Source organism: Georgenia sp. AZ-5 (assembly GCF_043952095.1).
Taxonomy (GTDB): Bacteria; Actinomycetota; Actinomycetes; order Actinomycetales; family Actinomycetaceae; genus Georgenia.
This window is the reverse complement of record NZ_JBINOU010000001.1, coordinates 73341-97975: the sequence shown is the minus strand read 5'-3', so window position 1 is coordinate 97975 and position 24635 is coordinate 73341. Positions and strand designations below refer to the sequence as shown.

At 73.9% G+C, this 24635-nt stretch carries 19 protein-coding genes; 12 read left to right on the top strand and 7 right to left on the bottom strand.

Annotation, left to right across the window (positions count from 1 at the left end):
* Window positions 1–82: 82 nt before the first annotated feature.
* Window positions 83–2149, top strand: a complete 2067-nt coding sequence (locus tag ACF0H8_RS00520) for a PhoX family protein (RefSeq protein WP_395287042.1) — start codon at window positions 83–85, stop codon at window positions 2147–2149.
* Window positions 2150–2261: 112 nt separating this feature from the next.
* Here the strand turns inward: ACF0H8_RS00520 and ACF0H8_RS00515 are convergent, their stop codons facing one another.
* On the bottom strand, window positions 2262–3566 hold the full coding sequence (locus tag ACF0H8_RS00515; RefSeq protein ID WP_395287041.1) for an Nramp family divalent metal transporter: 1305 nt from the start codon (window positions 3564–3566) through the stop codon (window positions 2262–2264).
* Between the two features lie 158 nt (window positions 3567–3724).
* Between ACF0H8_RS00515 and ACF0H8_RS00510 the strand changes: the two genes are divergently transcribed.
* Window positions 3725–4225, top strand: a complete 501-nt coding sequence (locus ACF0H8_RS00510) for a GNAT family N-acetyltransferase (protein ID WP_395287040.1) — start codon at window positions 3725–3727, stop codon at window positions 4223–4225.
* Window positions 4226–4231: 6 nt separating this feature from the next.
* Here the strand turns inward: ACF0H8_RS00510 and pgm are convergent, their stop codons facing one another.
* The gene (gene pgm / locus ACF0H8_RS00505) at window positions 4232–5911 is read right to left on the bottom strand and encodes a phosphoglucomutase (alpha-D-glucose-1,6-bisphosphate-dependent) (RefSeq protein WP_395287039.1); all 1680 of its coding nucleotides are present in this window, start codon (window positions 5909–5911) and stop codon (window positions 4232–4234) included.
* A gap of 119 nt (window positions 5912–6030) precedes the next feature.
* Here pgm and ACF0H8_RS00500 point away from each other — a divergent pair, with 119 nt between their 5' ends.
* The 3 genes from ACF0H8_RS00500 (at window position 6031) to ACF0H8_RS00490 (ending at window position 8244) form a co-directional block, all read left to right on the top strand.
* Entirely contained in the window at window positions 6031–6384 is a 354-nt protein-coding gene (locus ACF0H8_RS00500) for a rhodanese-like domain-containing protein (protein WP_395287038.1), read from the top strand.
* An 85-nt stretch (window positions 6385–6469) separates the two neighbouring features.
* Entirely contained in the window at window positions 6470–7348 is an 879-nt protein-coding gene (locus ACF0H8_RS00495; protein WP_395287037.1) for a DUF5926 family protein, read from the top strand.
* 95 nt (window positions 7349–7443) lie between these two features.
* On the top strand, window positions 7444–8244 hold the full coding sequence (locus ACF0H8_RS00490; protein WP_395287036.1) for a glycosyltransferase: 801 nt from the start codon (window positions 7444–7446) through the stop codon (window positions 8242–8244).
* 34 nt (window positions 8245–8278) lie between these two features.
* On the opposite strand, the gene ACF0H8_RS00485 is transcribed toward ACF0H8_RS00490, so the two are convergent.
* On the bottom strand, window positions 8279–10876 hold the full coding sequence (locus ACF0H8_RS00485; protein WP_395287035.1) for a hypothetical protein: 2598 nt from the start codon (window positions 10874–10876) through the stop codon (window positions 8279–8281).
* A 95-nt stretch (window positions 10877–10971) separates the two neighbouring features.
* Here ACF0H8_RS00485 and pheA point away from each other — a divergent pair, with 95 nt between their 5' ends.
* Window positions 10972–12018, top strand: coding sequence for a prephenate dehydratase (gene pheA / locus ACF0H8_RS00480; protein ID WP_395287034.1), 1047 nt, complete (start codon window positions 10972–10974; stop codon window positions 12016–12018).
* A 425-nt stretch (window positions 12019–12443) separates the two neighbouring features.
* On the opposite strand, the gene ACF0H8_RS00475 is transcribed toward pheA, so the two are convergent.
* Complete coding sequence (locus ACF0H8_RS00475; protein WP_395287033.1) at window positions 12444–13712, bottom strand: diacylglycerol/lipid kinase family protein; 1269 nt, start codon at window positions 13710–13712, stop codon at window positions 12444–12446.
* 245 nt (window positions 13713–13957) lie between these two features.
* Between ACF0H8_RS00475 and serS the strand changes: the two genes are divergently transcribed.
* Both serS and ACF0H8_RS00465 read left to right on the top strand, forming a co-directional pair.
* Window positions 13958–15229 (top strand): serine--tRNA ligase, encoded by a 1272-nt coding sequence (gene serS, locus ACF0H8_RS00470; protein ID WP_395287032.1) that lies wholly within the window; start codon window positions 13958–13960, stop codon window positions 15227–15229.
* Window positions 15226–16140, top strand: a complete 915-nt coding sequence (locus tag ACF0H8_RS00465) for an HAD family hydrolase (protein ID WP_395287031.1) — start codon at window positions 15226–15228, stop codon at window positions 16138–16140. The genes serS and ACF0H8_RS00465 overlap by 4 nt, the downstream gene beginning before the upstream one ends.
* Here ACF0H8_RS00465 and ACF0H8_RS00460 read toward each other — a convergent pair.
* Window positions 16079–17503, bottom strand: coding sequence for an MFS transporter (locus tag ACF0H8_RS00460; RefSeq protein WP_395287030.1), 1425 nt, complete (start codon window positions 17501–17503; stop codon window positions 16079–16081). The genes ACF0H8_RS00465 and ACF0H8_RS00460 overlap by 62 nt on opposite strands.
* A gap of 57 nt (window positions 17504–17560) precedes the next feature.
* Between ACF0H8_RS00460 and ACF0H8_RS00455 the strand changes: the two genes are divergently transcribed.
* On the top strand, window positions 17561–18523 hold the full coding sequence (locus ACF0H8_RS00455; protein WP_395287029.1) for a DUF5937 family protein: 963 nt from the start codon (window positions 17561–17563) through the stop codon (window positions 18521–18523).
* Between the two features lie 32 nt (window positions 18524–18555).
* Here the strand turns inward: ACF0H8_RS00455 and ACF0H8_RS00450 are convergent, their stop codons facing one another.
* Window positions 18556–19647, bottom strand: coding sequence for a winged helix DNA-binding domain-containing protein (locus ACF0H8_RS00450; protein WP_395287028.1), 1092 nt, complete (start codon window positions 19645–19647; stop codon window positions 18556–18558).
* A 268-nt stretch (window positions 19648–19915) separates the two neighbouring features.
* Between ACF0H8_RS00450 and ACF0H8_RS00445 the strand changes: the two genes are divergently transcribed.
* The 3 genes from ACF0H8_RS00445 (at window position 19916) to ACF0H8_RS00435 (ending at window position 23307) form a co-directional block, all read left to right on the top strand.
* Entirely contained in the window at window positions 19916–21274 is a 1359-nt protein-coding gene (locus tag ACF0H8_RS00445; RefSeq protein ID WP_395287027.1) for an ABC transporter substrate-binding protein, read from the top strand.
* An 81-nt stretch (window positions 21275–21355) separates the two neighbouring features.
* Window positions 21356–22342: a carbohydrate ABC transporter permease gene (locus ACF0H8_RS00440; RefSeq protein ID WP_395287026.1), complete on the top strand. Its 987-nt coding sequence runs from the start codon at window positions 21356–21358 to the stop codon at window positions 22340–22342.
* Window positions 22339–23307, top strand: coding sequence for a carbohydrate ABC transporter permease (locus tag ACF0H8_RS00435; RefSeq protein WP_395287025.1), 969 nt, complete (start codon window positions 22339–22341; stop codon window positions 23305–23307). Before ACF0H8_RS00440 ends, ACF0H8_RS00435 begins: the two co-directional genes overlap by 4 nt.
* Before the next feature lie 45 nt (window positions 23308–23352).
* Here the strand turns inward: ACF0H8_RS00435 and ACF0H8_RS00430 are convergent, their stop codons facing one another.
* On the bottom strand, window positions 23353–24321 hold the full coding sequence (locus tag ACF0H8_RS00430) for an NAD(P)H-quinone oxidoreductase (RefSeq protein ID WP_395287024.1): 969 nt from the start codon (window positions 24319–24321) through the stop codon (window positions 23353–23355).
* Window positions 24322–24635: the final 314 nt, after the last annotated feature.

The window sequence follows — 24635 nt, the reverse complement described above, 5'->3', positions numbered from 1 at the left end:
CCGGGACGGCGAGGATCGCGACACCCCGGACGCGGGGGCGGGCGCGCGGCCCGCGCGCTCTCACGCCGACGTGAGGAATGTGATGAGCGAGACCCTCCCCCGGCGCACGCTCCTGCCGCTCGTCCGTGCCCACCCGGGCGGCCGGTCGGCGATGACGTGCCGGTATCGCTGTGGTGACGCCTGCTTCCACGAGATCCCCAACACCTCGGCCAACGAGTACTTCGGCGACGTCGTGGCCCGGGTGGTGTCCCGCCGCAGCGTCCTGCAGGCCGGCGTCGTCGTGGCGCTCGCCGGGATGGGCGCCACCGGCGCCGCCCCGACGGCGGGCGCACACGGAGCGGGCGGAGGCGGGGACGGCGCGGGCGCCCCCGGGCTGCGGTTCACCCCCGTGCCGCCGAACACCGCCGACGCCGTGACCGTCCCGCCCGGGTACCTGCACGAGGTGGTGCTCCGCTGGGGCGACCCGCTCTTCGAGGGCGTGCCCGAGTTCGACCCGCTGGACCAGAGCGCGGAGAAGCAGGAGAGGCAGTTCGGCTACAACTGCGACTACCTCGGGCTGCTGCCCCTGCGCGGCCGCGGCTCGTTCCTGCTCGTGGCCAACCACGAGTACACCAACGAGGAGCTCATGTTCCCGGGCTACAACCCGGACGCGCCCACCCGCGAGCAGGTCCAGATCGCCTGGGCGGCGCACAGCCTCAGCGTGGTGGCCCTCACGGGTGAGCGGCGCGGGCGCCGGTCCGGCGGGCTCGACGCCGTCGTCGGCCACCCGCTCAACCGCCGGTTCACCGTGCGCTCCGAGTTCCGGATGTCCGGGCCGGTCGCCGGGGCGCCGCTGGTGTCCACCCACGCCGACCCCGACGGAACGACCGTGCTGGGCACGCTCAACAACTGCGCCGGCGGACTGACACCGTGGGGCACGTGGCTGACGGGGGAGGAGAACTTCAACCAGTACTTCGCCAACGCGGAGGTGGTCAGCGATCCGGCAGCGGCTGCGCGGCTGCGCCGCTACGGGGTCAACGAGGGCGCGAGCGACCGCAAGTGGGAGCGCTTCGACGACCGCTTCGACCTCGCCAAGGAGCCGAACGAGCCGAACCGGTTCGGCTGGGTGTGCGAGATCGACCCGTACGACCCTGCCTCGACACCCCGCAAGCGCAGCGCCCTTGGGCGCATGAAGCACGAGGGCGCGACCATCCGGCTGACGGCCGACGGCCGGGCTGCGGCGTACATGGGTGACGACGAGCGCTTCGAGTACGTCTACAAGTTCGTCTCCCGGGACCGGTACCGCAAGGGCCGCCGCCGGCACAACGCCACGCTGCTCGACAACGGCACCCTCTACGTCGCGCGGTTCACCGGGGACTCCCCGGGAGAGATCACCGGCGACGGCCACGTGCCCGCCGACGGCGAGTTCGACGGCGGCGGCGAGTGGATACCGTTGGTCACCTCCTGCGGGGGCGAGGCGGTGTCGCACGTGCCCGGGATGGATGGCATCGAGGTGCTCACCTTCGTCCGCGAGGCCGGCGACCGTGTCGGCGCCACAAAGATGGACCGGCCGGAGGACATCGAGCCGCACCCGCAGACAGGGCGGGTGTACATGGCGATGACCAACAACACCAACCGGGGGCTGGCCGGGTACGCGGGTCCGGAGGAGGCGAACCCCCGCGTGGAGAACCGGCACGGGCACGTCATCGAGCTCGAGGAGCGGAACAACGACGCTGGGGCGACGTCGTTCGCCTGGCGCATCCTGCTGCTGTGCGGGGATCCGAACGACCCCAGCACCTACTTCGCCGGGTTCGACAAGAGCCAGGTCTCACCCATCTCGTGCCCGGACAACGTCACCTTCGACCGGTACGGCAACCTCTGGATCGCCACGGACGGCAACGCCCTCGGCTCCAACGACGGGCTCTTCGGCGTCGCGCTGGAAGCTCCGCACCGGGGGCAGGTCACGCAGTTCCTCACCGTCCCGGTCGGTGCGGAGACGTGCGGTCCGTGGGTGGAGGAGAAGCGCGTCCTCGTCCACGTCCAGCACCCCGGGGAGGCGGAGGGGTCGACGTTCGAGAACCCCCTCTCCCGGTGGCCCGACGGCGGAGTGCCACGGCCGTCCGTCGTGGTCGCGTGGCGCGCCGACGGGCGGGACATCGGCAGCGCCTGAGCGGGCCGGACGATCGGGGCGCCCGGGCGCCGCACAGCATGGCGGCGCCCGGGGACCGACCGGCCCCGTACCCCGGCCGCGCTCGGCGCGACCATCGGCAGGCCGGCGGGCCTCAGCCGCTGAAGGCGCCGATGAGCTGGTTCACGCCCAGCGCCAGGAACAGCAGCGTGCAGATGCCCATGACCACGTTGCTCAGCCACCCGTTGCGCCACTCCTTCGGCGTTCGGGAGGAGTTGAGGATCAAGAGCAGCGTGAGGGCGAGGAAGGGCATGAAGAGCGCGCCGAGCGCGCCGTAGGCGATGACCAGGCCGGTGGGCTGCTCGAGGAAGAACAGCAGCATCGGCGGGAACGTCAGCCACACCACGTACCACTTGAAGTACTTGCCGCCGGTGTGCACGTCGGGGTGGTCGCCGGGCAGGCCCTTCAGGTTGCCGACGAAGTCCGCGAACATCAGCGAGACGCCGTTCCACACGCCCACGAGGGAGGAGAACGACGCGGCCCAGAATCCGACGAGGAACAGGATGCCGATGACGTCGCCGTAGCGGTCGCGCAGGATCTCCGACAGGTCGATCAAACCGTTGTCGCCGGAGGAGATGGCGAGGTTGGCGCTGTAGAGCAGCTCGACGCCCATGATCATGACCGCGACGACGAAGATGCCCGTGACCACGTACGCCACGGTGTTGTCCAGCCGCATGACCCGCATCCACCCGGCCGACGCCCAGCCCTTCTCCCGCAGCCAGTACCCGTAGGCGGCCAGGGTGATGGTGCCGCCGACGCCGCCGGCCAGGCCGAGGACGTAGATCATGGACCCGTCGGGGATGAGCGGCACCAGGCCACGGGCGATCTCGCCGAGGTTGGGCAGGGCCAGCGTGGAGATGCCCACGACCGTGACCATCATGATCAGCACGAGTGCGCTGACGATCTTCTCGAACGTCCGGTAGCGGCCGAACCACACCATGGCGAAGCAGATGAGGCCGCTGACGGTCGCGGCGACCTTGAGGTCGATGCCCGGGAACAGGGTGACCAGGGGCAGGGCGGCCGACGTCATGGCGGAGGCGCCGTAGACCACGCCCCAGATGACGATGTAGGGGGCGAAGTACCACGTGGTCCAGCGGCCGAGGGACCGCCAGCCCTGGAAGATCGTGCGGCCCGTCGCGAGCGAGTACCGGCCGGCGCCCTCCACCAGCACGATCTTCAGGATCACGCCGACGATCACGGCCCACAGCAGCGCGTAGCCGTACCGCGAGCCGGCGGTGAGCGTGGCCACGAGGTCAGCGGCGCCGACGCCGGTGCCCGCCACCACCAGCCCGGGCCCGATGATCTGCCACTTCTTCAGCGATATCTGCGGCTCGTGGCCCGGGACGACGGCGTCCGGTGCCAGGTCGCTGGTGGAGGCGCGCGACGGCTGCTCGCTCATGAATCACCCTCGTTGGAGTCTGGAATGGGATCGCGAGAGTGAAGCACGTCGCCGCTCCCGCGCGCCAGACCGATTCATATGTTGTCCGACCGTAGGACGCCGCGGGATGTCGGTGGCGGTGCCTAGGCTGTGGCACACCTGCGAGGAGGGGGTCGCCGATGACCGGGCCTGTTGCGCTGCGCGACTGGGCGGAGGGCGACCTCCCCGTCCTCGAGGCGACCATGGGGGACCCGCTCGCCACCCGCTACCTCGGCGGCCCGGAGCCGCCGGAGAAGCTCGCCGGGCGGCATGCGCGCTACCTGGCGCTGGCGGGGAGCGGACGGGGACGGATGTTCGTCATCCTCGCCGGCGCCGAGGCCGCCGGGTCGGTCGGCTACTGGGACGCCGAGGAGGACGGCGCGCCGGTCTACGAGATGGGCTGGAGCATCGTGCCCGCCCTCCAGGGGCGGGGGCTCGCCTCGGGTGGGACCCGGCTGGCCCTCGACCGTGCCCGGGCGGAGCGCCGGCACCGATGGGTGTACGCCCACCCGTCGGTGGAGAACGCCGCCTCCAACGCCCTGTGCCGGTCCGTGGGTTTCGAGCTGCTCGGCGAGGCGGACGTGGAGTATCCGCCGGGCACGCCGATGCGGGTCAACCGGTGGCGGATCGCGCTCTGGTGACGTGCGTTACCCGGCGAGGGCGGCGTCGACGACCTTCCTGGCCTCGGCCTGCACCTGCGCCAGGTGCTGCGGGCCGCGGAAGGACTCGGCGTAGATCTTGTACACGTCCTCGGTGCCCGACGGGCGCGCGGCGAACCACGCGCTCTCCGTGGTGACCTTGAGCCCACCGATGGCCGCGCCGTTGCCGGGGGCGTCCACGAGCCGCCCGGTGATCGGCTCGCCGGCCAGCTCGGTGGCGGCGACGTCGTCGGGCTGGAGCTTGGCGAGCTTGGCCTTCTGCGGCTTGGAGGCGGCGGCGTCGATGCGGGCGTAGGCGCTGTCCCCGTACCGCTCCACGAGGTCGGCGTGCAGCTGGCTGGGGGAGCGGCCCGTCACCGCGAGGATCTCGGACGCCAGCAGCGCGAGCAGGATGCCGTCCTTGTCGGTGGTCCAGACGTTGCCGTCCTTGCGCAGGAAGGAGGCGCCCGCGGACTCCTCGCCGCCGAAGCCGACGGAGCCGTCGATCAGGCCCGGCACGAAGTACTTGAAGCCCACCGGGACCTCGATGAGCCTGCGCCCCAGCCCGTCGGCGACCCGGTCGATGAGCGCGGAGGACACGAGGGTCTTGCCGATCGCCGCGGCGGCCGGCCACTGCGGCCGGTGCGTGAAGAGGTACTCGATGGCCACGGCCAGGTAGTGGTTCGGGTTCATCAGCCCGGCGTCGGGGGTGACGATGCCGTGCCGGTCGGAGTCCGCGTCGTTGCCGGTGGCGACGTCGAACGGCGCCGCGCCGCCGTCGGCGCGCATCTTCGCCACGAGGGAGGCCATGGCCGACGGCGAGGAGCAGTCCATCCGGATCTTGCCGTCCCAGTCCAGCGTCATGAACCGCCAGGTGGGGTCCACCTCCGGGTTGACGACGGTGAGGTCCAGCCCGTACCGCTCGGCGACGGCGCCCCAGTACTCCACCGACGCCCCGCCGAGCGGGTCGGCGCCGATGCGCACGCCGGCGTCCCGGATGGCGTCGATGTCGAGGACGTTGCTCAGGTCGTCGACGTAGGAGGTGAGGTAGTCGTGCTTGCGGGTCGTCTCCGCGGCGATCGCCGAGTCGAACGGCACGCGCTCGACCTGCTTCCACCCCGAACGCAGGATCTCGTTGGCGCGCGCGGCGATCACCGAGGTGGCGTCGGAGCCGGCGGGGCCGCCGTGGGGCGGGTTGTACTTGAAGCCGCCGTCGCGGGGCGGGTTGTGCGAGGGGGTCACCACGATGCCGTCGGCCAGCTCCGGCCCGACGGTGCGCACGCCGCCGGTGGTGCCGGCGCCGTTGGCCCGCAGGATCGCCTGGGAGACCGCCGGGGTGGGCGTGAAGGACCCGCGCGCGTCCACCCGGGCCTCGACGCCGGCGGCGGCCAGCACCTCGACGGCGGTGCGCCACGCCGGCTCGGACAGCGCGTGGGTGTCGCGGCCGATGTAGAGCGGCCCGTCGATGCCCTGCGAGCGGCGGTACTCCACGATCGCGGCGGTGGTGGCGACGATGTGCGCCTCGTTGAACGCGCCGTCGAGGCTGGAGCCGCGGTGGCCGGAGGTGCCGAACGCGACCTGCTGGGTGGCGTCGTCGACGTCGGGCTCGCGGTCGTAGTAGGCCGAGACCACCTGGTCGACGTCGATGAGGTCCTCGGAACGGGCTGTGGTACCTGCGCGCTCGTGCATGTTCCCGATCCTGCCACCGGGGCGCCCTCCCAGCACCGCGGACGCGTCCCCCGCGGTCCGCAAGTGCCGGTCCGCGCCCCGGCCGGTGCGGTGGGGCGCCGGCGTCCTAGGCTGGGGGCATGGCCCTTCCCGACGTGCCCGGCAGCTCCGTCCCCGTCACCGACCTCGATCCCGAGCGTCCCGTCCCGCACGGCTACGTGCTGCTCGACGTCCGCGAGCAGGACGAGTGGGACGCGGGCCACGCGCCCGGCGCGGTCCACATCCCGATGGGCGAGCTGCCCGTCCGCGTCGACGACATCCCCGAGGGTGACCTCCTGGTCGTGTGCCGCTCGGGCGGCCGGTCCGCGCGGTCCGTGGCCTGGCTGAACCAGGCCGGGTTCGACGCCTACAACGTCGACGGCGGCATGAAGGCGTGGGAGCGCGCCGGCCTGCCGCTGACCACCGACGACGGCGCCGCCCCCACGGTCCTCTGACCCGCCCGGCGCCCACGGTCACCCGACCCACCCCGCGCCGGGGCCGGTGACGGACGTCTCCCCGGGCCCCCTAGGCTAGGGCGCCATGGGTAAGAAGAGCAGGAAGCGCCAGTCCCGCCCCGAGGGCACCCCCAAGCCGAAGCGGCATGAGGTCGCGTACGTCGAGCGGCCGTTCGAGGGCCTGCCCGCGGAGACCGACCTGGTGGCCATGCGCGAGATCATCCCCGCCGCCACCCTCTCGGTGCGCACCACCGCCGAGCACGGGGACCGCGAGGTCCAGCTCGTCACCCTGCTGCCGGACATGCTCCCGGCCATCCACCGCGACGACGACGCCGTCCTCGTCGCGCTGCAGACCGGCATGCGCTCGGGCGACGCCTCCCGCGACGTGGCCGCCGCGCTCCTGGAGGCGCTCGACCTCGAGCCGGGCAGCGCCCTGACCACCGCCGGGCTGCCCGAGCCGGGCCCGCGGCTGCAGGACGTCCTGGACCTGACGGGCCCCTTCGAGATCACCGTCCGCGACTCGTTCGACTTCTGGCTCACGGACGAGGCGAAGCAGGACGACAACGTCGCCGCCGCCCTCGAGCAGGCCAACGCCAACATCGTCCCGACGGTGAAGGTCGACGGTGTGCGGTCGGCGTACTGGGTGCGCATGGGCGCGCGCGAGTTCCTGCGCTGGGCCCGCCCCGAGGACCAGGAGCAGGTGCTCAACGCGCTCGCGCGGCTGCACGCGGCCCGGGAGTCCGCGGTCGACGACGGCGCGAAGTTCGTGGGCGCCTTCCGGTCCGCCGGCATCCTCATCCCGGTGTGGGAGCTCGCGCCGGGCACGGAGGCGGATGAGCTGGCCGCGCCGCTCGAGGCCTTCGAGGCGAAGCTGGAGCAGGCCCTGGCCAGCACCGAGGCGCTCACGGCGGACGAGCGCCGCGCCCGCGCGGGGATCGTCTCCCGGCAGGTCAGCCTGCGCTGACGCCGGTCCCGCGGAGTCGGCATCGTCATGCAGTGGTCAAGCCCTCACCCGGGCCCGGTGCGCCTTTGGTCTAGATTTTGACTAGGCTCTCCCGCGTGAAGGAGCCCGGGCCCAGGTCGCAGCGTGTCGCCGTCGTCATCCCCGCCAAGGACGAGGTCGAGCGGATCGCCGCCACCGTCCGGGCGGCGCGGGCCATCCCGCACGTGGACCTCGTGCTCGTCGTCGACGACGGCTCCCAGGACGACACGCAGCACGCGGCACGCGCCGCCGGCGCCGTGGTGGTGCGCCACTCGGTGAACCGGGGCAAGGCCTCGGCGATGGAGACCGGCGCCTCCGTGGTCGCGATGCGCGACGTCGAGGGCGCGCCGCCGCGGCTGCTGCTGTTCATCGACGCGGACCTGGGCGACAGCGCCGTCGCGACCGCGCCGCTGGTCCCGCCGGTGCTCGAGGGCCGGGCGGACTGCGCCATCGCCGTCCTGCCCCCGCAGCCCGGTGCGGGCGGTCGCGGCATCGTCACGGGCCTGGCGCGCCGCTCGATCGCCCGCGCCACCGGCTGGACCCCCACCCAGCCGCTGTCGGGGCAGCGGTGCATGACCCGCGCCGCGTTCGAGGCGGCCAGCCCGCTGTCCCGCGGCTGGGGCGTGGAGACCGGGATGACCATCGATCTGCTCGTCGCGGGGCTCACCGTCCAGGAGGTGCCCTGCGACCTGCGGCACCGCGCCTCGCGCAACGACCTCGCCGGGCAGCTCCACCGCGGCGCGCAGTACCGCGACGTCGCGCTCGCGGTGAACGCGCGGCGGCTGCGCGGCGTGCGGGTGCCCGCGTCGCGGCGCGGGGACAACCCGGCCCGGCAGAAGCCCGGGCGCCCCTACCGCGCCTGGGCTCCCGAGGGCTGACCCCTACCGCGCCTGGGCTCCCGAGGGCTGACCCCTACCGCGCCTGGGCCCCCGAGGGCTGACCGGCGTCGTCGGCCGCCACCCTCGCCCGGCGGCGCGGCACGCGCAGCGCCCTGCCGGTGGACGCGGCCGGCGTCGCCCCCTCCCGCCCGGGCGGCGGCGCCGTCGTGCCGTGCTCGAGCAGCCACCCGGCGACGACAGCCACCAGCAGCGGCACGGCCAGCGAGATGCCGAGGGCCGGGAGCACGATGCCGGAGTCGTTGACGGCGAAGGCGATCGCGAAGGTGGTCGCCAGTGCCACCAGGGTGGGCCGCAGCATGACGGCGTCGCGGTCGAGCCGTCCCACGGTGTCCCCGCCGGTGAGCCACCCGTAGCCGTCCCGGCCCCTCGGCCCGCGGCGCAGCGGCCGGGTGAGCAGGACGACCACGACGGCGATGCCGCCGATGGCCAGCAGCGCGTAGACGGAGCCGAACAGGTTGTTGAGGTTCTGCTCGAGCTTGCGCGCGACGACCGACCACAGGCCGCCGTCGAGCACGGTCTCGACGAACCGGCCCAGGTGGGAGCGCTCCGCCGGCGGGCGCAGCCAGTCCAGGACCGAGAAGCTGAGCGCGGCCACCACGGTCACGCCGAGCACCGCCGCGATGCGGCGCCAGGTGAGCCGCACGCCCAGGGCCAGCAGCGCCAGGACGAGGAACCCGGGGAGGAGGGCCGGCGGGCCGCCGAAGTCCGCGCCGATGGAGGGGGCGCCGTCGAGCACCACCGCCACGGCGCCGATGAGGCCGATGGCGGCGGCCGCCCAGGCGCGGCGCCCGCGGCGCACCAGCGGCTCCGCGACGCACATGGCCGTGAGGATCGTCGAGGCGGCGAAGAGGGAGAACGAGGAGTTGTTGAAGCCGTAGAACCGCCCGCCCACCTGCGGCTGGACGCCCATGAGCGAGGAGAGCTGCAGGCGGGCGCCGGTGAGGACGTCCACGGCGAGCACAACCGCGGTCAGGCCGCCCACGACGGCGACGGGCGCGAGGAGCAAGCGCCGCCAGGGCCCGAGGAGCGCGACGGCGGCGAGGGCGGCGGCGATCACCGCGGTCAGGCCGTAGAGCACCACGCCGGATTCGTCGGTGCGCCACCAGGGCACCAGGTTCGCCAGGTAGGAGGCCAGCGGCACGGCGCCGACCGTGACCGCGGCGGTGCGCAGGGTGCGCAGCAGCTTGGCGGGGCGGCGCGAGCGCAGAGCGCGCGCGAGGCGGGCGGCGGTCGCCGCCCCCCGGGCCTCGCGGGCGGCCCGCGCCTCGAGCCGGGCGGCCGCGCCGTCGAGCCACCGGCGGTTGAGCCCGAGCGTGACGACGGCGTAGAGCAGCAAATTCATCAGCACCAGCGCCGAGGTGAACGGCGCGGTCAGCGGGCGGATGGCCACGGCGTGCCGGCTGACGTCGTCGAGGTGGGCGACCCGCTCCGGGCCGGTGCGGCCGTCGGGCGCCACGCCCAGCGGGGCGCCGGCCAGCCCCGCCGGGGCCTCCACGCCGAGCATCCCGAGCACCGTGGGCGCGAGGTCGGTGGACTGCACCATGCCGGGCTGGCGGGTCGAGCGCGTGTCGAGCAGCGCGCCGTCGGACGGGATCGGCGGCATGGCGGGCCCGTCGGCGACGACCAGCTGCATCAGCGCGGTGGTGCCGGAGTCGGCGAGCGAGGCGACCACCACGGTGGCGTGCGGGGCGGCGGCGCGCACCGCCGCGAGCACGCCGCCGACGCGGGCGTCGATCGCCGAGACCTGCAGGTGCCGCTCCGGGGACTTCAGCAGCCACGCCTCGTCCGGCGGCGGCGTGGGGGTCTCCGCCGGGGCGGGCTCCTCGGTGGCCTCGCCCGGGGCGAGCCCGTCCTCGGCCGGCTCGTCCGGCACGTTGACGAGCGGGCGGTTGCGGTCGCGGACGGCGCCGACGTCGACGACGGCGAGGGCGTGGCCGGGCAGCGCCTCGCGGACCGCGGACTCCAGCCGCTGGGCGCTGACGGAGGCGGGGCCGTAGTCCCCGGCGACCGTGCCCGCCGAGGTGGCCAGCGCGATCGCCGCCCCGGGGCCCAGCGAGACGGCGGGCACGCCCGCCTCCGCCACCGCGTCGCCGAGCAGGCCGGGCGTGGCGTCGTAGGAGGCCTCCTCCGCCGCGTCGAGGTAGTCCTGCCAGCCCGGGACGGTGCCGTCCTCCTGGGCGTCGCGCAGCTCGCGGCAGGTGCCGTAGTCCTCCATGGGCACGTCGGCGGCGCGCCGGCCCGCGGAGAGGGCGAGCCAGCCGTCCGCGGGGCAGGTGGAGGAGCGGACCGAGCGCACGACCATGTTGGCCGCGGCCGCCTCCTGGGCGAGCCCCCACAGGTGCGGGGTGGCGAGGGAGGACAGGTCCTCCCACCGCACGCCGGCGGTGCCGATGACGACGAGGGGCGCGTCGGTGCTCGCGGTGTCCGCCGAGGCGGGGGCCCCGGGGGCGGTGGCGCCGGCCGCGGCGTCGGACGCCGGCGCCGGAGCTGCGGTGGCCGCCCCCGCGGGCAGCAGCGGCAGCAGGAAGGGGAGCACCAGTGCCAGCACGACCGCCAGCGCGAGGATCGTGGCGAACCGCCGCTGCCTGTCCTTGCGCCGTCTCCTGCTCACCCGGGCAGCCTACGTGCCGGGTCCTGGACGACGCAGAAGGCCCGGCCCGACGCGACTAGGCTCGGCCCCGACAGGCCCCGAGCTGGAGGATCCCGATGCACCACCAGGCCGACGACGGCGCGCGCCCGCAGAGCGGGCCGGAGGTGGCCGCGCAGCCGCGTCCCGCTGCCGGCCGGACGGCGACCGCCACCGCCGAGGAGGAGCCCCGCCGCGGGCGGTTCGCCTACCTCGGACCGGAGGGCACGTTCACCGAGGTGGCGCTGCTGCAGGTGACCGATCCCACGGAGTCCGAGCTCGTGCCGTGCCTCGACGTCGTCACGGCGCTCGAGAAGGTGCGGACCGGCGAGGCCGACTACGCCGTCGTGCCGATCGAGAACTCCGTCGAGGGCGGCGTCAACGTCACCCTCGACGCGCTGAGCGCCGGCAGCCCGCTCGTCATCGTCGCCGAGATGCTGGTGCCGATCACGTTCGTGCTCGCCGCCCGCGAGGGCATGACGCTGGAGCGGGTGCGGCGGGTCTCCACGCACCCGCACGCCTGGGCGCAGTGCCGCGGCTGGGTCGCGGCGCACCTGACGGACGCGGTGCACGTGCCGGCCACCTCCACGGCCGCGGCTGCCGCGCTGCTCGCGCAGGAGCCCGCGCCGGGCTTCGACGCCGCGTTGGTCAACCCGCACTCGGCGGGGAAGTACGGGCTGCAGGTCATCGCCGACGGCGTGGCGGACAACCCCCACGCCGTCACCCGGTTCGTCCTGGTGGCCAAGCCCGGCTACGTGCCCGAGCCGACGGGCGCGGACAAGACCACGCTGGTGGTGCACCTGCCGGACAACGAGGCCGGCGCCCTGCTGCACATGCTCGAGCAGTTCGCCACGCGCGGGGTGAACCTCTCCCGCATCGAGTCCCGCCCGATCGGGGACTCCCTGGGCCGGTACTCCTTCTCCATCGACGCCGAGGGGCACGTGGCCGAGGAGCGGGTGCAGGCCACGCTCATCGGCCTGCACCGGGTGTGCCCGATGGTGCGCTTCCTGGGCTCCTACCCGCGCGCCGACGGCCAGCGCCCCCACGTGCGGCCCGGCACCTACGACGCGGACTTCAAGGCCGCGCGGGAGTGGGTGGCCAACCTGCTGGCCGGCCTCGCCGTCTGAGGTGGCCGCGGGACACGAGACTCCGGGGCGTGGCCCCTGGGCGGCAGGAATCCGTTGCGTAGCGGCTGACCGGCGGGTGAGTGGCGGCGACAATGCCCTGGTTGGGCGCTTTGCCCGGCGAGAATGCCCTGATCGGCCGTTTCCCGCGCAAATGCCGAGTTAGGCCATTCTCGGCGGTCACAGCCTCGCGCGCTTGGGTCGAGCCGTTCGAGCCGCGTGGCGCACTTCGGGCCGATCGCCTGGCTGTGGTGGCGAGAATGCCCTGATCGGCCGTTTCCCGCGCAAATGCCGAGTTAGGCCATTCTCGACGCGGGGCCCGGCAGTGTCCGGACGTTAGACGGCTGCCCCCGGCCGGTGTCCCGGTCACGCGCGCCGGTGTCCCGGTCACGCGCGCCGGCGACCCGGTGCGCGGCCCGGTGTCCCGGTCACGCGGTGCGGACGATCAGGCCGCCCTTCTCCACGCGGGCGTAGATGGTCCTCGCGAACCCGACGAGGTCGCCGTCGACCTGGACGTGCTCGGGCTCCTCGGTGCGGACCACGACCTCGTGGCTGCGCCGGAACTCGATGGATCCGGTGTTGAGCGGCACGGGGTCCTTGCGCACGCCGAGTCCTTGCAGCGTCACCTTGCGCAGCAGGTCCACCCAGCCGATGATCCCGCCGCGGGTGTCGATGGCGGCGATGTCCAGCCAGCCGTCGTCGAGCTGGGCGTCGGGGAACAGCACCACGCCGCCGGGCAGGCGGCCGACGTTGGCGAACAGGATCGTGCGGGCGGTGACCTCCTCGCGCCGGCCGGAGTCGCCGTACTCCACGGTGGCGTGGATCTTCCGGCCGGTCAGGTGCTGCACGCCCGCCACGAAGTAGGCCATCCAGCCCAGCTTGGCCTTGAGCTGGTCGTCGGCCCCGGCCACCATCGCGGCGTCGAAGCCCAGTCCGCCGATGACGAGGAAGACGTGCTCCTTCTCCGGGTCGTCGTCCGGCAGGGCGCCGGCGTCGGGCGGGACGATTTCCCGGGCGGCCTGCTCCGGGTCCGCGGGGATCGCGGGGTCGTTGACCGTGCCCTCGGCGGCCTCGGCCGTGTCGTCCCGGTCCGCCGAGCGGGCGGTGGAGGCGTCTGCCCGACCCTCCACCCTGGCGGCCTCGTCGGGGCCGAGCGGCTCGGTGCGCAGCCAGCCCAGGTCCATGGTCCGGTTGCGGCCGGTCAGCGCCGTCGCCACCAGCTCGCGCTGGTTGCCCAGCGGCAGCTCGAGGTTGCGGGCCAGCAGGTTGCCGGTGCCCAGCGGCAGCAGCCCCATCGGCACGCGCGTGCCGGCCAGGCCCTCCGCGACGGCGCGCACGGTGCCGTCACCGCCGGCGGCGACGACCACCGACGCGCCCCGGGCGAGGGCCTCGCGGGTCTGGCCGAGGCCCGGGTCCTCGACGGTGGTCTCGAACCACAGCGGCTCCGGCAGGCCCACGTCGCTGGCGGTCTCGGCCACGATCCGCCGTACCGAGTCGGCGTCGGCGCCCTTCGAGGGGTTGAACACCACGGCCGGCGGGCCCACCTCCTCGTCGGTGGCGCCGGCGCTGGAGAACTCCTCGATCGGGGTGGTGCGGGAACGGCGGGCGGCCAGGGCGCGGTACGTGACCAGCCCCACGACGAGCGCGGCCAGGGCGAGCACGAGCGCGACGATCGCGACGATCCCTTCCCAGCCCATGTCGGCAACCTACCCGGACCGGCACCCTCGTGCCCTTCCGGGGCGACGGCCCTGCGGCGAGCGAAGCGCCCCGGCGGCTCGAGCGCCGGCCCAGACCGCCGCGGTGAGCCTGGTCGCGCACGTCCTGCACCGGACCGTCATCGCCGTCCTCCTGGAGCTGGCGCGCTGACCCGCCGCCGCGACGACGGCGGCCGCGCCGCCCGGGCGGAACGGACGGGGCGAAACCGCCCATTAGGCTCAGGAGCATGATCGACCTTCGAGCACTGCGTGAGGATCCGGAGAAGGTCCGCGCCAGCCAGCGCGCCCGCCGCGAGGACGCCGGCCTGGTGGACGGCCTGCTGGAGGCGGACGCCCGGCGCCGGGCCACCCTGTCCCGGTTCGAGGAGCTGCGCGCGGAGCAGAAGCAGGTCTCGAAGTCGGTGGGCAAGGCCTCCCCGGAGGAGCGGCCCGCGATCCTCGCCCGCGCCAAGGAGCTCGCCGAGCAGGTCAAGGCCGCCGAGGCGGCGGCCGCCGAGGCGGCCCGCGCGGCCGACGAGCTGCTGTGGAAGGTGCCCAACGTCGTCGCCGACGGCGTCCCGGAGGGCGGCGAGGAGGACTTCGTCGTCCTGCGCCACGAGGGCACGCCGCGGGACTTCGCCGCCGAGGGCTTCACCCCGAAGGACCATCTGGACCTCGGCGAGGGGCTGCGGGCCATCGACACCCGCCGCGGCACCAAGGTCTCCGGCGCCCGCTTCTACTACCTCACCGGCATCGGCGCCCGCCTCGAGCTCGCGCTGCTGACGGCGGCGCTGGACCAGGCCGTGGCGGCGGGCTTCACGCCCATGATCACGCCCACCCTCGTCACCCCGGAGGTCATGGGCGGCACCGGCTTCCTCGGCTCGCACGCGGACGAGATCTACCACCTGGCCACAGACGACCTGTACCTCACCGGCACCTCCGAGGTGGCGCTCGCGGGCTACCACTCGGGGGAGATCCTCGACCTCACCGGCGGCCCGCTGCGCTACGCCGGCTGGTCCACCTGCTACCGGCGCGAGGCCGGCTCGTACGGCAAGGACACCCGCGGCATCATCCGCGTCCACCAGTTCAACAAGGTGGAGATGTTCTCCTACGTCCCGGTCGAGGAGGCGGCGGCCGAGCACGAGCGGCTGCTCGCCTGGGAGGAGGAGATGCTCGCGAAGGTGGAGCTGCCCTACCGCGTGATCGACACCGCCGCCGGCGACCTGGGCACCTCCGCCGCCCGGAAGTTCGACTGCGAGGCGTGGCTGCCCACCCAGGAGCGCTACATGGAGGTCACGTCCACCTCCAACTGCACCACCTTCCAGGCCCGCCGCCTGGGCACCCGCGAGCGCACCGCCGCCGGGGAGACGCGGCCGGTCGCCACGCTCAACGGCACCCTGGCCACCACGAGGTGGCTCGTGGCGATCCTGGAGAACCACCAGCTGCCGGACGGCTCGGTGCGCGTGCCGGCGGGCCTGCGCCCGTACCTGGGCGGTCTCGAGGTCATCGAGCCCGCATGACCGGTGAGGTGGTGGCCGGGGGCGCCGCGGCCCGGGAGGGCAACGGCGTCCTGCCCCTGGGCGCCCGGGCGGCGCGGTGGCGCGAGCTGGTGCCGCCCACGCTGCCCGCGGCGGGGGACGAGCTGCTCGTCGCCCTGGACATCGACGGCACGCTCCTCAGCCACGCCGGCGAGCTCAGCGCCGCCGTCGCCGAGGCCGTCGCGGCGGTCCGCGACGCCGGCGCGCAGGTGGTGCTCTCCACCGGCCGGTCGGTGCAGGCCGTGACCCCGGTCGCCGAGCAGCTGGGCCTGAGCCGCGGCTGGGCGGTGTGCTCCAACGGGGCGGTGTGCATCCGGCTCGACCCCGAGCTCGACGACGGCCACGTCATCTCCGACGTCGTCACCTTCGACCCCGGGCCGACCTTGCGGCTGCTGCGCGAGGAGCTCCCGTCGGGGCTGTTCGCTGTCGAGGACCTCGGCAAGGGGTTCAAGGTCACCGCGCCGTTCCCGATGGGGGAGCTCAGCGGCGAGGTGCAGGTGGTCGACTTCGAGGAGCTGGTCTCCGCCCCGGCCACCCGCGTGACCCTGCGCGCGCCGGAGCTGAGCTCGGCGGACTTCCACGAGCTCGTCCGGCGGGTCGGCCTGCACGGCGTGGGCTACGCCGTCGGCTGGACCGCGTGGCTGGACATCTCGCCCGAGGGCGTCAACAAGGCCAGCGCGCTGGAGATGCTCCGCGGGCGCATGGACATCGATCCCGCCGCCACCGTGGCGATGGGGGACGGGTCCAACGACCTGGAGATGCTGGAGTGGGCGGCCCTCGGGGTGGCCATGGGCCAGTCCGCCGCGGAGGTGCAGGCGGCCGCGGACGCCGTCACCGACGACGTCGCTCACGACGGTGCGGCCGTCGTCCTGCGGGCGCTGCTGGACCGGTAGCCCGCCGCGCGATCCACCACATCCCCAGGGCCGCGACCAGGAACAGCACGCCCAGGGCCAGCCAGCCCCACCACCCGTGCGTGAGCGCGGTGGCGGTGACGACGACCGGCGCCGCCATGGCACCGACGTTGTAGCCCATCGCGAAGAGACCCTGGTACGCCCCCGCCCGCGCCGGCTCGGCCAGCTCGAAGCTCAGGCCCCACGTGCCGGCGGAGGAGAGCACCTCCGCGAAGGAGTGCGCCGTCATGGCACCCAGGACCAGGACGACGGCCGCGCCCGCCCCCACGTCCGCCGAGCCGGCGTACGCCACGGTCGCCGCCAGCATCAGGACGCCGGCGAGGGCGATCACCCGCCCGGCGTGCCCGACGTCGTCGGTGCCCCGCGACAGGCGGATCTGGAACGCGACGACGATCACCGTGTTGAGGATGAAGGCGATCGCGACGACGACGGTCGGGGCGACGGTGTGGTCCGACACCCACAGCGGCAGGCCCACCTCGGCCAGCGCGAACTGCATGCTGAAGGCGCCGGAGAGCACCGTGAGCAGCAGGTAGCGCGCGTCCCGGAACGGCGAGCGGCCGGGCACGGCGGCCGCCTCGGCCGCCCGGCCGCCGCTTCTCCGCGGGGCGGCCCCGCGCGGCGGGGCGTCCACCCGCCGCGGCAGCCGGGGCAGCGGCAGCGCGCTGAGGACGTAGGCGACGCCGGCGGCGACCATCGTGACGCGGTAGGCCGTCCCCGTCCCCGCCAGCAGCGCCAGGCCGCCGCCCGCCGAGCCGAGCGCGATCCCGACGTTGGTGACGGTGCGCAGCACGGCCCGCGCGCCCACGCGGGCGGCGCCGTCGAACGCCCGGGCGATGATCGCCGAGCGGACCGAGTGCGAGGCGCTGCCGGCGCCGGTGACCACGCAGGCCAGCGCCAGCACCGCGGCGAAGGACGTGGCGGCGGTGTAGGCCACGAGCGCGACGCCCTCGGCGACCGTGAGGACGACCAGGAGGTACCGGGCGCTGAGCCGGTCCGCGAGCTGCCCGCCGAGCAGCGACGTGCCCACCCCCACCCCGCTGGCGACGGAGAGGACGACGGCGACCTGCCCGGCGCTCAGGCCGACCACCGTGGTGAAGTACAGGACCGTCAGCGTGAAGAACACCCCCCGGCCCAGGGTGCTCACCATCGTCGCGGTGGCGAGGATCCGCAGCACCGGGTCACCGAACCCGGCAAGGAGCCGCGCCCGCAGGCCGCCGGCCCCGCCGGTCGACGTCGGGCCGGTCGCGGCGGTCTCCGCTGTCGGGCCCGTCGCCGCGGTCTCGGTCGCCGGACCGCCAAGTGCTTCGGTCGAGGTGTCGGCGGGGACGGTCCGGGAGTCGCTCACGCCATGCATCCTGGTCTCGAACCGGACGCGGCTGGAATCGATATAGCGTTGCGCTACATGTTCACGTACGAGCTGAGCGAGACGGACCTGGCGGGCGTGCGCTTCGGGCTCTCGCCGCTGTGCGAGATGGGCCTGTCCCTCAAGACGCTCCGCGCCCCCGGCCGGTACCCGCTGCAGCTGCCCTGGCTGGCCCGGACGGAGGCGGCGCGGGCCCGGGCGGACGTGGAGGTCCTCACGGCGCTGGTGGACGACCGGCTGTGGACGCCGGACTTCCTCAACCCCCGGCCGGCCTCGCCGCTGACCCGCCTGGAGGACGAGCTGGAGCAGCTGGGGGCGATCGCCCCCGAGGAGTTCACCCGTCAGCTGCGGGCGGTGCGCGGGGAGGTGCCCGCGGTGCTGGCCGGGCCGCCGCGGGCGGCGATCGGCCGCGTGGTGGCCGCGCTGCACGGGTACTGGGAGCTGTGCTTCGCGCCCCACTGGCCGCGGATGAAGGCCGTCCTCGAGGCCGACATCGTCCACCGCGGGCGCGTCATGGCCTACAGCGGGCTCTCCGCCATGCTCAACGGGCTCAGCCCGAGCGTGACCTTCGACGGCCGGCGGCTGCGGGTCGACCTCAGGAGCCGGCTGGAGCGCCGGGGCGGGACGGGCGGGCAGGGCCTGACGCTCGTGCCGACCATGTTCACCGCGCGCACCTCGGTGCCCGTCGGCGTCGACGAGCCGGCCATGCTGCTCTACCCCGCCCGCGGCCAGGGGGCGCTGTGGGAGCGGGAGGACGTCGGCCGCGAGCCGGCGGTCGCGGCGCTGCTGGGGAAGGCGCGCGCCCGGCTGCTCACCGCGCTGGCGGAGCCGGCCTCCTCCACCGAGCTCGCCGTGCGCCTGGGGGTGACCACCTCCGCCGTCAACCAGCACCTGCGGGCGCTGCGCGACGGCGGGCTGCTCACCGCCGCCCGGCACGGGCGCAGCGTGCTGTACCTGCGCAGCGAGCTGGGGGACGCGCTGCTCGGCCACGCCGCCCGTTGAGGCCGGTGGTCATCGCCCGGCGAACGCCCGAGTCATCGCACCTCCACGGCGACCTCGCGGCCGGGGCGCAGGAACGCCGCCAGCGCCACGCCCTCGCCGGTCATCTCGTCCCGCTCCGGCGCCGCCAACGGGAACAGCGGCGTCACCTGCAGCTTGAGGGGCTGGCGGCGCAGCACCCACGTCCCGGCGGCCAGGCCGTCGACGAGCACGGTGCCGATCGCGCCGCCCGGCCCGTGCTCGGGCCAGCGCACGGCGCGGCCGGCGCCCACCCGGGAGCGGTCGGCGTAGCCGAGCAGCGCGTTGTCGTACTCGGGCAGGAGCCGCACCGGGGCGGGGACGTCGGGGTCCGGCAGGGCGGCGTCCGGCAGGTCCAGGAGCTCGGCGCCGTCGCGCGTGCGGTACCGGCGCAGGTCCATGCCGTCGGTGACCTCGCGCAGCCGGGTGAGGCCGCACCAGGCCTGCACGTCCATCACGGTCGCGGGCCCGAACGCGCCGAGGTAGCGCCGCACCAGGGTCTGCGCCGGCATCGGGGCGGGCGCCTGCCCCAGCCACGACTCCGTCGTGGTCAGGGCCGCGGGGCCGCTGCGCCGCCACAGCCCGCGCGGCGGCGGCTGCACGGTAGAGACCAGGTAGCTGAACGCGTACGCGACCGACCCACCGTCCAGCTCCGGGAAGCGCTCGCCGAGCGCCTGGCCCAGCGCGGCGCGGGTCCGCGGCCGCTCCTCCACGAGCTCGCGCGCCGCCGCGAGCACCGGTTCCAGGTCCACGCCCCGCAGCCGCTGCCCCCAGGCGGTGGACCCGAACGCCCGGGCGAGTACCGGCGCCATCAGCGGCGCCAGCCCCAGCGCGTCCTCGGATGTGACGGTGTGCAGGGTCCCGCGCATCAGCGTGGCGCGCACCACCGACCGGTCCGCCATCGCCGCCGAGAGCTCCTCGGGGTCGAACCCCTCCAGCCGGTCCCACAGCGCGGTGTACGGCACCTGGGGGACCTGGCCCTGCAGGCCCACCAGCCGCTCGAGCGTCGCGTGCACGCCCCCGGGCGCACGGCGCAGCAGGCCCTGCCGCTCGAGCGTCGCCCTACCCAGGACGCGCGTGCCGAGGACCGGCCCTGCCGCCGCAGCCATGGCGCCGAGTGTGGCAGCAGGACCGGGGCCCGGCTGACGGATCGACGGGTCGCCCCCGGCGACGGCCGCCGGTCCGGCCGATGGCACCGCACCGGGACCTGCACCACCCGCCGTCCGGATGGCGAGATCGGGCCCCCGATTGCTTTGTTGCAGAACCGTTACATCCGACGGGACGTTTGCGTCGGAAATCACATCCGCGCGGTGGTTGGGTAGGCCGACGGGAGCGCTGCCGCGCTCGCGTGACGATGACGTGACGAGGAGTTCCGCGATGAAGAGGACGTCCAAGAAGCGGGGCGTGGCCACCCTGGCCGGTGCCGCCGCCCTCACCATGGTGCTTTCCGCCTGTGGCGCCGACGACCTGGGTGGCGGCGGTTCGGCCGCCGGCGAGGGCAGCGACGCCGACTGCTCCGCCTTCGAGGAGTACGGCGCGTTCGACGGCGAGACGGTCTCGCTGTTCTCCTCCATCCGCGAGACGGAGGCGGACCAGCTCCAGGACTCCTTCTCCGAGTTCACCGAGTGCACCGGCATCACGGTCGAGCACAACGGCTCCGGCGAGTTCGAGCAGCAGGTCGTCGTGCAGGCCGAGGGCGGCAACGCCCCCGACCTGGCGATCTTCCCGCAGCCGGGCCTGCTGGCCCGCATGGTCGACGACGGCTACCTCGTCCCCGCGCCCGACGCCGTCGAGGCGAAGGTCGACGAGGGCTGGTCCGAGGACTGGAAGGCCTACGGCACCGTCGACGGCGAGTTCTACGCCGCGCCGCTCATGGCGTCGGTGAAGTCCTTCGTCTGGTACTCCCCGAGCGCGTTCGAGGAGGGCGGCTACGAGGTCCCCGAGACCTGGGACGAGCTCATGAGCCTGACCGAGGAGATCGCGGCCACCGGCGTGAAGCCGTGGTGCGCGGGCATCGAGTCCGGCGGCGCGACCGGTTGGCCGGCCACCGACTGGATCGAGGACATGGTCCTGCGTCAGGGCGGCGGCGAGCTGTACGACCAGTGGGTCAGCCACGAGGTGCCCTTCAACGACCCGCAGATCGTCGAGGCCACCGACATGGCCGGCTCCATCCTGAAGAACGACGACTACGTCAACGGCGGCATCGGCGACTCGCGGTCCATCGCCACCACCTCCTTCAACGACGGCGGACTGCCCATCCTCGAGGCCGAGTGCTACATGCACCGCCAGGCCTCGTTCTACGAGGCGCAGTGGCCGGAGGACACCGACGTCAGCCCCGAGGGCGACGTCTTCGCCTTCTACCTGCCCGGCAAGACGGCGGACGAGAAGCCGCTGCTCACCGGCGGCGAGTTCGTCGGCGCCTTCAACGACGAGGAGGCCACCCAGGCCGTGCAGGCCTTCATGGCCTCGGGCGAGTGGGCGAACACCCGCGTCGAGATCGGCGGCGTGACCTCCGCCAACAAGGCGGTCGACCCCGGGCTCGCGTCCTCCGACGTGCTGCGCCTGGCGATCGAGCTGCTGCAGGACGAGGACGCCGTCGCCCGCTTCGACGGCTCGGACCTCATGCCCTCCGAGGTCGGCGCCGGGTCCTTCTGGACCGGCATGACCCAGTGGATCGACGGCGCGGACACCAAGACGGTCCTGGACCAGATCGAGGCGTCCTGGCCGGCCAGCTGACCAGCTGACCACCCGGCGCGGGGGTGCGGCCAGCAGGCCGCACCCCCGGCGCCCCACCCATCCACGGCCGGGGAGCGTGACATGGACTTCTTCCTGTACTCGAAGACGGGCCAGATGGTGCTGGCCGTACTCGTCTTCGCCGCGGTGGTGATCGCCCTCATGGCGGTCGCGCGCACCGCGGACAGGTTCGCGGGGCGCAGCCGCAGCTTCTGGACGCTGCTCGTCTTCGCCGGCCCGGCGGTGCTGCTGCTGGGCGTCGGCCTGATCTACCCGGCGATCCGCACGATGCTCATGTCGTTCATGGACCGCCGGTCCGAGACCTGGGTCGGGCTGGAGAACTACGAGTGGGTGTTCACCAACCCCGAGTCGATCCAGTCCTTCGTCAACACCTTCTGGTGGGTGACCCTGGTGCCGCTGGTCTCCACCGCCGTCGGCCTGCTCTACGCCATCCTGGTGGACGGCAAGCGCTTCGAGAAGGTCGCGAAGTCCCTGCTGTTCATGCCGATGGCGATCTCGTTCGTGGGCGCCGGCATCATCTGGAAGTTCGTCTACGAGTACCGCGGCGCCGAGCAGGACCAGATCGGCCTGCTCAACGCCCTGCTCACCGGCCTGGGCCTGGAGCCGGTGCGGTTCCTGCAGGACGGGCCGTGGAACACGTTCTTCCTCATCGTCATCATGATCTGGATCCAGGCCGGGTTCGCGATGGTGCTGCTCTCCGCGGCCATCAAGGCCATCCCGGCCGACATCATCGAGGCCGCCCGGCTCGACGGCGTGAGCTCGTGGCAGATGTTCCGCAGCATCACGGTGCCCTCAATCCGGCCCACGCTCGTCGTCGTGGTCACCACGATCATGATCGCCACGCTGAAGATCTTCGACATCACCCGCACGGTGACCGGGGCCCGGTTCGGCACGCAGGTGCTGGCGAACCAGATGTACGACCAGTCCTTCACCTTCGGCAACAACGGCGTCGGCTCGGCGCTCGCCGTCGTCATCTTCGTCCTGGTCGTCCCGGTGATCGTCTTCAACGTCCGCCAGATGCTGCGGAACAGGGAGGTGCGTGGCGCATGAGCGGCATAACCCCGGCCAACCCGGCCGTCGCGACCCTCGAGCCGAGGTCGTCCCTGCCGGACCCGATGCGGCGGGACTTGCGCGGCCCGCGCGTCTCCTCGGCCTCCCGCGCCAAGGCGATGCTGACCAGCCAGGCCGGCTCCGTCGTCGCCATCCTCATCGCGGTGGTGTGGACGCTGCCCACCGCGGGGCTGCTCATCAGCTCCGTGCGGCCGGAGGGGGAGATCCGCACGAGCGGCTGGTGGACGTTCTTCACCGACCCGTCGTTCACGATGGCGAACTACGAGACGGTGCTGTTCGGCCGGGCCTCCACCGGTCAGCTGTCCAACTTCTTCATGAACTCGCTGACCATCACGGTGCCGGCGACGCTCATCCCGCTCGTGGTGGCGACCATGGCGGCCTACGCCTTCTCGGTGCTGCGGTGGAAGGGCCGGGACACCGTCTTCGTCATCGTCTTCGCGCTGCAGATCGTGCCGCTGCAGATGGCGCTGATCCCGCTGCTGCGCATCTTCTCCGGGACGGCGCTGGCCGAGGCGTTCCCCTTCCTCCCGATCTGGGTGGCGCACTCCTCCTTCGGCCTGCCGCTGGCGATCTTCCTGCTGCACAACTTCATGTCGGAGATCCCCCGGGAGCTCATCGAGGCCGCCCGCGTGGACGGCGCCGGACACGTGACGGTGTTCTTCCGGGTGATGCTGCCGCTGATGGTGCCGGCCATCGCGAGCTTCGCGATCTTCCAGTTCCTGTGGGTGTGGAACGACCTGCTGGTCGGTCTCACCTTCTCCGGCGGGAACAACGCGATCCAGCCGCTCACGGCGCGGCTGTCCGAGATGGCCGGCTCGCGCGGGCAGGACTGGCACCTGCTGACCTCGGGCGCGTTCGTCTCGATGATCGTGCCGCTGGTCGTGTTCTTCAGCCTGCAGCGGTACTTCGTCAAGGGGCTGCTCGCCGGGTCCGTCAAGGGATAGCGGCGGGAGCGGTGGACTGCCCGGGGCGGGCGCCGCCCCGCCTCGTCAGGGCAGGAGCAGGACCTTCCCGAAGACCTGGCCGTTCTCGAGCAGCTCGTGGGCCCGCGCCGCCTCCGCCAGCGGGACGCGGTGGGAGATGACGGGACGCAGCCGGCCGTCGTCGAGCAGCGGCCAGGCGCGCTCGCGGACGTCGGCGACCACCGCGGCCTTCTCCTCGAGCGGGCGGGCGCGCAGCGTCGCGGCGTGGATGCTGGCCCGCTTGGTCATGAGCAGCCCCAGGTCGAGCTCGCCCTTGCGGCCCTTCTGCGTGCCGATGACGACGAGGCGCCCGTTGGTGGCCAGCATGCGCACGTTGCCGGGCAGGCCCCCCGCACCGAGCACGTCGAGGATGACGTCGACGCCGCGTCCGTCCGTGGCGCGCTCGACCTCCTCGACGACGTCCTGGGCGCGGTAGTCGATCGCGAGGTCGGCGCCGAGCTCGCGGCACCGGGCGGCGCGCTCGGGACCGCCGGCGGTGGTGAGCACCCGGGCGCCCAGCGCGGCGGCGAGCTGGATGGCGGCCGAGCCCACGCCGCCGGAGCCGCCGTGGACCAGGACCGTGTCCGCGTTGGTCAGCCCGCCGGATTGCACGAGGTTGGCCCAGGCGGTGCAGACGGCTTCCGGCAGGGCCGCGGCGTCGACGAGGTCCAGACCCGCGGGGACGGGCAGCAGCTGGCCCGCCGGCACCGCGACGAGCTCGGCGTAGCCGCCGCCGGCGAGCAGGGCGGCCACCTGCTCGCCCTCCCGCCAGGCCGTGACGCCCTCGCCGAGGGCGGCGATGGTGCCGGAGACCTCCAGCCCCATGACGTCGCTGGTCCCGGGCGGCGGTGGGTAGTGACCGGCGCGTTGCAGCACGTCCGCGCGGTTGACGCCGGTGGCGGCCACCCGCACGAGCACCTCCCCGGGACCCGGCGTGGGGTCGGGGACGTCGGCGAGCTCGAGTTCCTGGTCGGCGATGACGGTAATGGCACGCATGGGCCCATCTTGGCCTAGCCGTGCCGGGCGGTCGCGCGGGCCACGCGGGGTGGGGGCCGGGGCTTCTTTGTGGCCGCCCACCTTGGGTCGGTGTCATCTCGTGCGGCGACGCCTGGCCACGACGCTGGTGTCGCCGGACGCCCTCGCGGGGCATGACGGCAGCGTGGCGTGCGGATCGCGCCACAACTGGTATCGGCCGGGGAGCGTCTGCGCAGGTCGGTTGTCCGCGGCGCGGCGTCCCGTCGTCACTCTGGCCCCAGTTGTGGCGCGATCCGCGCGATTCGCCGAGCAGTGGGGCGCCTGGGTGCGATCAC

What these genes read in the sequence shown, in the direction of transcription:
- ACF0H8_RS00520 (WP_395287042.1), top strand. Translation starts at nt 83, where the DNA reads ATGAGCGAGACCCTCCCCCGGCGCACGCTCCTGCCGCTCGTCCGTGCC.
- ACF0H8_RS00515 (WP_395287041.1), bottom strand. Translation starts at nt 3,566, where the DNA reads ATGAGCGAGCAGCCGTCGCGCGCCTCCACCAGCGACCTGGCACCGGAC.
- ACF0H8_RS00510 (WP_395287040.1), top strand. Translation starts at nt 3,725, where the DNA reads ATGACCGGGCCTGTTGCGCTGCGCGACTGGGCGGAGGGCGACCTCCCC.
- pgm (WP_395287039.1), bottom strand. Translation starts at nt 5,911, where the DNA reads ATGCACGAGCGCGCAGGTACCACAGCCCGTTCCGAGGACCTCATCGAC.
- ACF0H8_RS00500 (WP_395287038.1), top strand. Translation starts at nt 6,031, where the DNA reads ATGGCCCTTCCCGACGTGCCCGGCAGCTCCGTCCCCGTCACCGACCTC.
- ACF0H8_RS00495 (WP_395287037.1), top strand. Translation starts at nt 6,470, where the DNA reads ATGGGTAAGAAGAGCAGGAAGCGCCAGTCCCGCCCCGAGGGCACCCCC.
- pheA (WP_395287034.1), top strand. Translation starts at nt 10,972, where the DNA reads ATGCACCACCAGGCCGACGACGGCGCGCGCCCGCAGAGCGGGCCGGAG.
- ACF0H8_RS00475 (WP_395287033.1), bottom strand. Translation starts at nt 13,712, where the DNA reads ATGGGCTGGGAAGGGATCGTCGCGATCGTCGCGCTCGTGCTCGCCCTG.
- serS (WP_395287032.1), top strand. Translation starts at nt 13,958, where the DNA reads ATGATCGACCTTCGAGCACTGCGTGAGGATCCGGAGAAGGTCCGCGCC.
- ACF0H8_RS00465 (WP_395287031.1), top strand. Translation starts at nt 15,226, where the DNA reads ATGACCGGTGAGGTGGTGGCCGGGGGCGCCGCGGCCCGGGAGGGCAAC.
- ACF0H8_RS00455 (WP_395287029.1), top strand. Translation starts at nt 17,561, where the DNA reads ATGTTCACGTACGAGCTGAGCGAGACGGACCTGGCGGGCGTGCGCTTC.
- ACF0H8_RS00450 (WP_395287028.1), bottom strand. Translation starts at nt 19,647, where the DNA reads ATGGCTGCGGCGGCAGGGCCGGTCCTCGGCACGCGCGTCCTGGGTAGG.
- ACF0H8_RS00445 (WP_395287027.1), top strand. Translation starts at nt 19,916, where the DNA reads ATGAAGAGGACGTCCAAGAAGCGGGGCGTGGCCACCCTGGCCGGTGCC.
- ACF0H8_RS00440 (WP_395287026.1), top strand. Translation starts at nt 21,356, where the DNA reads ATGGACTTCTTCCTGTACTCGAAGACGGGCCAGATGGTGCTGGCCGTA.
- ACF0H8_RS00435 (WP_395287025.1), top strand. Translation starts at nt 22,339, where the DNA reads ATGAGCGGCATAACCCCGGCCAACCCGGCCGTCGCGACCCTCGAGCCG.
- ACF0H8_RS00430 (WP_395287024.1), bottom strand. Translation starts at nt 24,321, where the DNA reads ATGCGTGCCATTACCGTCATCGCCGACCAGGAACTCGAGCTCGCCGAC.